The organism is Rhodoplanes roseus, assembly GCF_003258865.1.
Taxonomy (GTDB): Bacteria; Pseudomonadota; Alphaproteobacteria; order Rhizobiales; family Xanthobacteraceae; genus Rhodoplanes; species Rhodoplanes roseus.
Map to the genome: position 1 here is coordinate 1 of NZ_NPEX01000381.1, position 4,477 is coordinate 4,477.

The 4,477-nt window shown below is 70.9% G+C and carries 5 protein-coding genes and 1 pseudogene; 3 read left to right on the forward strand and 3 right to left on the reverse strand.

Annotated elements, in window-relative coordinates:
- From CH341_RS28545 to CH341_RS28555, 3 genes are all read right to left on the reverse strand, one after another.
- A partial coding sequence (locus CH341_RS28545) for a glutamate--tRNA ligase family protein (protein WP_245431295.1) occupies positions 1–391 on the reverse strand: 391 nt, incomplete at its 3' end.
- A gap of 11 nt (positions 392–402) precedes the next feature.
- Positions 403–1,617 (reverse strand): MFS transporter, encoded by a 1,215-nt coding sequence (locus CH341_RS28550; protein WP_111422530.1) that lies wholly within the window; start codon positions 1,615–1,617, stop codon positions 403–405.
- A gap of 48 nt (positions 1,618–1,665) precedes the next feature.
- Positions 1,666–2,388: a molybdate ABC transporter substrate-binding protein gene (locus tag CH341_RS28555; protein WP_111422532.1), complete on the reverse strand. Its 723-nt coding sequence runs from the start codon at positions 2,386–2,388 to the stop codon at positions 1,666–1,668.
- A 170-nt stretch (positions 2,389–2,558) separates the two neighbouring features.
- On the opposite strand from CH341_RS28555, the gene dctP reads away from it, so the two are divergent.
- The 3 genes and pseudogenes from dctP to CH341_RS28570 form a co-directional block, all read left to right on the forward strand.
- Positions 2,559–3,554: a TRAP transporter substrate-binding protein DctP gene (gene dctP / locus CH341_RS28560; protein ID WP_111422534.1), complete on the forward strand. Its 996-nt coding sequence runs from the start codon at positions 2,559–2,561 to the stop codon at positions 3,552–3,554.
- A 212-nt stretch (positions 3,555–3,766) separates the two neighbouring features.
- Positions 3,767–4,291, forward strand: a complete 525-nt coding sequence (locus tag CH341_RS28565) for a TRAP transporter small permease (protein WP_111422536.1) — start codon at positions 3,767–3,769, stop codon at positions 4,289–4,291.
- Positions 4,288–4,477: pseudogene (locus CH341_RS28570) on the forward strand (TRAP transporter large permease subunit); the annotation flags it as partial. The gene CH341_RS28565 and the pseudogene CH341_RS28570, both read left to right, overlap by 4 nt.

The window sequence follows — 4,477 nt, forward strand, 5'->3', positions numbered from 1 at the left end:
CGCCCGGGTAGAGCGGCGCGCCGTCCGGATCGCGCGGCCACGGCCCCGCCGCCTCGCGGGCCGCGACCAGCCGGGCGATCTCGGCCCGGCTCTCGAAGGCCGGATACAGCACGCCGAGCGTCTCCAGCGTTCGCAGAGCCGCCCGATAGTCGGAAAAATGATCGGACTGGCGCCGTACCGGCGTCTCCCAGGCGAGCCCCAGCCAGGCCAGGTCCTCGTGGATCGCCGCCTCGAACTCCGGCCGGCAGCGCGACACGTCGATGTCCTCGATGCGCAGCAGGAAGCGCCCGCCGGCGCGTCGCGCCAGCTCCGCGTTGAGCAGCGCCGAATGCGCGTGGCCGAGATGCAGGAGCCCGTTCGGGCTCGGCGCGAAGCGGAACGTCTCCGTCACGGGCGCCTCCGTCAGCTCCTCGCCTCCTCCGGGCCGTGGCCGACCGTGATGGTGGGGCCGAGGGCGGCGAGCAGCACGGCGCCGATCAGCACCGGCACGAAGGCGGCGAGCGGCTCGCCCGACAGGTCCCAGGCGAGGCCGGACAGGATCGGCGTGATCACGGCGCAGGAGTAGCTGATCGTGAACATGCCGGCGGCGAGGCGATGGACGTCGTCGGGCCGCGCCAGGATCGACGGCAGCGCGAAGATCAGGATCAGCACGCTGGCGTCGCAGAAGCCGATCGCCACCGAGGAGATCACGATCACGGCCGGCGAGCCGACCATCAGCCCGACCAGCGCGACGAAGGACACCACCCCGGCCGCCACATAGGGCCAGGTCTTGCGCACCAGCCGGCCGGCGAAGACGAGCAGCAGCAGCGATGCCGGGATCTGGCCGAGATTGAGCGCCGTCAGCGTCAGGCTGATCAGGTCGGGCCGGCCCGTGCGGGTGAGGATGTCCGGGATGAAGGCGTTGGTGGTGAAGTACTGGGCGTTGACGGTGCCGAACATGATCCCGATCCGCCACAAGAGACCGCTCGACCAGTCCGGCCACCATTTGCGGCCCGACACCACGGCGGACGAGCCGCCGCTCGCGCGCCGCGGCGCCATCACCAGGACGATCACGGCGACGATGACGCAGGGCGCGGCCCAGGCGACGAAGCTGGCCCGCCAGCTTCCGCCCAGCAGCGGCACCAGCACGGGCAGCGTCAGCGCCACCGGCACCACCTCGCCGACCAGGAGGCCGTTGGCATAGACGGCGGTGCCGAAGCCGATGCGGTCGGGCAGCCAGGCGCGCACCAGCGGCGGCAGCGACGGCTGCATCACGGCGACGCCGAAGCCGGTGACCACCGTCGCGCCGTAGAGCAGCCAGACGTCGGGCGCGACGCCGCGCAGCGCCGAGCCGGCCGCGGTGGCGAGCAGGCCGATCGTCAGCGTGGTGAGCGCGCCGAAGCGGGCGATCAGCAGCGAGCCCGGGATCGCCGCGAGCGCGAACAGCACCGAAGGGATGCCGGTGAGCACGCCGATCTCGGTCGCCGACATGCCGAGATCGTCGCGGATCATCGGGATCACGGGCGGCACCGCCAGGATGGTCAGGCGCAGGCCGATGCCGGACAGCCACAGGAGCGCGACGGCCGTGATCAGGCGGCCCGTACCGGAGACGTCGGTGTCGGATGGGGGAGCCCTCATCGGCCCTCTCTCTGTCGTGTGAACGATCGACGCGACGCGGCGCGGCGGTCAGGCCGGCTCGAGGCCGCTCGCCTGCAGGGCCGGCCGCGCCGCGGGGGCGACCAGCCGGGCCAGCAACGCGCGGGCGCCGTCCGGGTTCACGGCGTCGGCGAACACGCCGCCCGCGAACGACGTCACCTCCTGCACGGCCTGCGGCAGCGGCCCGACGATGTCGACGCCCGGCACCGCCATCAGCTCGCTGACCTGCTGCACCGCGAGATCGACCTCGCCGGTGGCGGCGAGCTCGCCCGTGAAGCCGTCACGCACGATCGCCTTGGCGGCGATCTCCTCCAGGATGCCGAGCCGGGCCAGCACGCGGGCGAAATGCAGGCCGCTGGCGCCGGTCTTCGACCAGGCGACGGCGCGCGCCGCCCGCAGCGTCGCGACCAGCGCATCGACCGTCGAGATGTCGGGGCGCACCGCGCCGGTCCCGACCGCCATCCCGACCAGCGCACGGGCGACGTCGGTGCGGCTGTCCGGCACGATGGTGCCGTTCGCGCACAGCGTATCGAGGGCGGCGTGGGTGGCGAGCAGCAGATCGGCCCGCTCGCCGGCGGCGATGCGCGGCATCAGCTCGTTGGTGGCGCCGTAGTCGGCGACGACGTAAAGGCTGGTCTCGCGCTCGAGCTCCGCGGCCAGCGCGGTGAGCACGCCGCGCGTCGCCCGCGTCGACAGCACCCGCACCACGCGCGCTTCGGCCTCTTCGGTTCCGCCCGCTGCCCGTTCCGTCACGCCCGTCCCTCGTCGATCGGTCCGCCGCGCCCCCCGGACTTACCGGCGGAGCGCGGAACGGCCCACCCTTGTGGTTCCGTCGCACGGCGCTTTGACAAGTGGCCGTGCTTGCCGTTCCATACACGCGTTTCGAACACGACGACAAAAAATAACGTTCTGGGAGGAATGCAATGAAGTGGCAACGGAGCCTCGTGCTGGCCGTCGCGCTCGCGACCGCGCCGGCGGCGGTCGCGCAGGCGCAGGTCACCTTGCGGGCCTCGCACCAGTTTCCGGGCGGCAAGGGCGACGCCCGCGACGAGATGGTGCAGATCATCGCCCGCGAGGTGAAGGCCGCCAATGTCGGGCTCGAGATCCAGGTCTTCCCGGGCGCCTCGCTGTTCAAGCCGAACGACCAGTGGAACGCCATCGTCAACGGCCAGCTCGACATCACCTCGTTCCCGCTCGACTATGCGAGCGGCAAGGTGCGGGCCTTCGGCGCCACCCTGATGCCCGGCCTGGTGCGCAGCCACGAGCGGGCGCAGCGGCTCAACGACTCGCCCTTCATGAAGGAGATCCGCGCCAAGATCGACAAGGCCGGCGGGATCGTGCTGGCCGACGCCTGGCTCGCCGGTGCGGTCGCCTCCAAGAAGGGCTGCATCCGCAAGCCGGAGGACATGCAGGGCGTGAAGGTGCGCTCGGCCGGCCCCACCTTCGCGTCGATGTGGCAGAAGGCCGGCGGCTCGATCGTCTCGATTCCGAGCAACGAGGTCTACAACGCGCTGCAGACCGGCGTCGCGGAGGCGACCGACACCTCGACCGGCAGCTTCGTCTCGTTCCGCCTCTACGAGCAGGTGAAGTGCATCACGGCGCCGGGCGAGAACGCGCTGTGGTTCATGTACGAGCCGGTTCTGATGTCGAAGCGGAGCTTCAACCGGCTGACCAAGCCGCAGCAGGAGGCGCTGCTCGCCGCCGGCAAGAAGGCCGAGGCGTTCTTCGACGACGCCAGCCGCAAGCTCGACGAGCAGATGATCGACACCTTCAAGAAGAACAATGTCGAGGTCGTCACCCTCACGCCGGACGAGTACGACGCGTGGATCAAGATCGCGCAGGAGAGCTCCTACAAGGAGTTCGCGGGCGAGGTGCCGGACGGCAAGGCGCTGATCGACCAGGCCCTCGCGGTGAAGTGAGGCAGGCCGTCGACACGCGATCTGCCCCGTCACCCTCCCCTGGAGGGGGAGGGTCGGGGCGCGACGCGCGCACCGGGGTGGGGTGAAGCCGCAAGCGCAGGCTTCGCCCTTCACCCCCTCCCGGACCGCTTCGCGGGCCGACCTCCCCCCTTCCAGGGGCAGGTGAGAACGACAGCATCGAGAATCGAACGTCCGGCGACCGCAGGGGCTCCATGAACTTCATGATCAAGGCCGTACGTGGCCTCTCGCTGCTGTGCGGGATCGTCGCCGCGGCGCTGACCGCGACGGCCGTCGTCGTCGTGTGCCAGATGGTGTTCGTGCGCTTCGTGCTGAACCAGAACACCATCTGGCAGACCGACTTCGTCACCTTCAGCCTGGTCGGCGCGACCTTCATCGGCGCCCCCTACGTGCTGATGACGCGCGGCCACGTCGCCGTGGACGTGCTGCCGCTGGCGCTCGGCGCGCGCGGGCGCTGGTGGCTGGCGATCGTCGCCGCGACGCTGTCGCTCGCCTTCACGGCGATCGCCACGGTGCTGACCGCGATGTTCTGGATGGAGGCGTGGGAGAACCGCTGGGTGTCCGAATCCATGTGGCGGGTGCGCATGTGGATTCCCTATGCCGCGATGCCGATCGGGCTCGGCATCCTCACGCTGCAATACGTCGCCGATCTCGCCGAGCTGCTCACCGGACGGTCGCGGCCGTTCGGCCTCGAGGCCCCGCTGGAGGACGGCATATGAGCCCCGCCGTCCAGGGCGTCCTGGTCCTCGTGGTGACGATCGCGGTGCTGCTCACCGGCGCCCCGGTCGCGTTCGCGCTCGGCATCGTCTCGGTGGCCTTCCTGGTGCTGTTCCAGGGGGCCGACTCGCTCTCGGTGGTCGCCGAGACGCTCTACTCCGGCCTACACGACTTCACGCTCGTGTCGA

Bases quoted from the DNA above. Each gene is read 5' to 3' on its own strand.
- CH341_RS28550 (WP_111422530.1), bottom strand. From the start codon at position 1,617: ATGAGGGCTCCCCCATCCGACACCGACGTCTCCGGTACGGGCCGCCTG.
- dctP (WP_111422534.1), top strand. From the start codon at position 2,559: ATGAAGTGGCAACGGAGCCTCGTGCTGGCCGTCGCGCTCGCGACCGCG.
- CH341_RS28565 (WP_111422536.1), top strand. From the start codon at position 3,767: ATGAACTTCATGATCAAGGCCGTACGTGGCCTCTCGCTGCTGTGCGGG.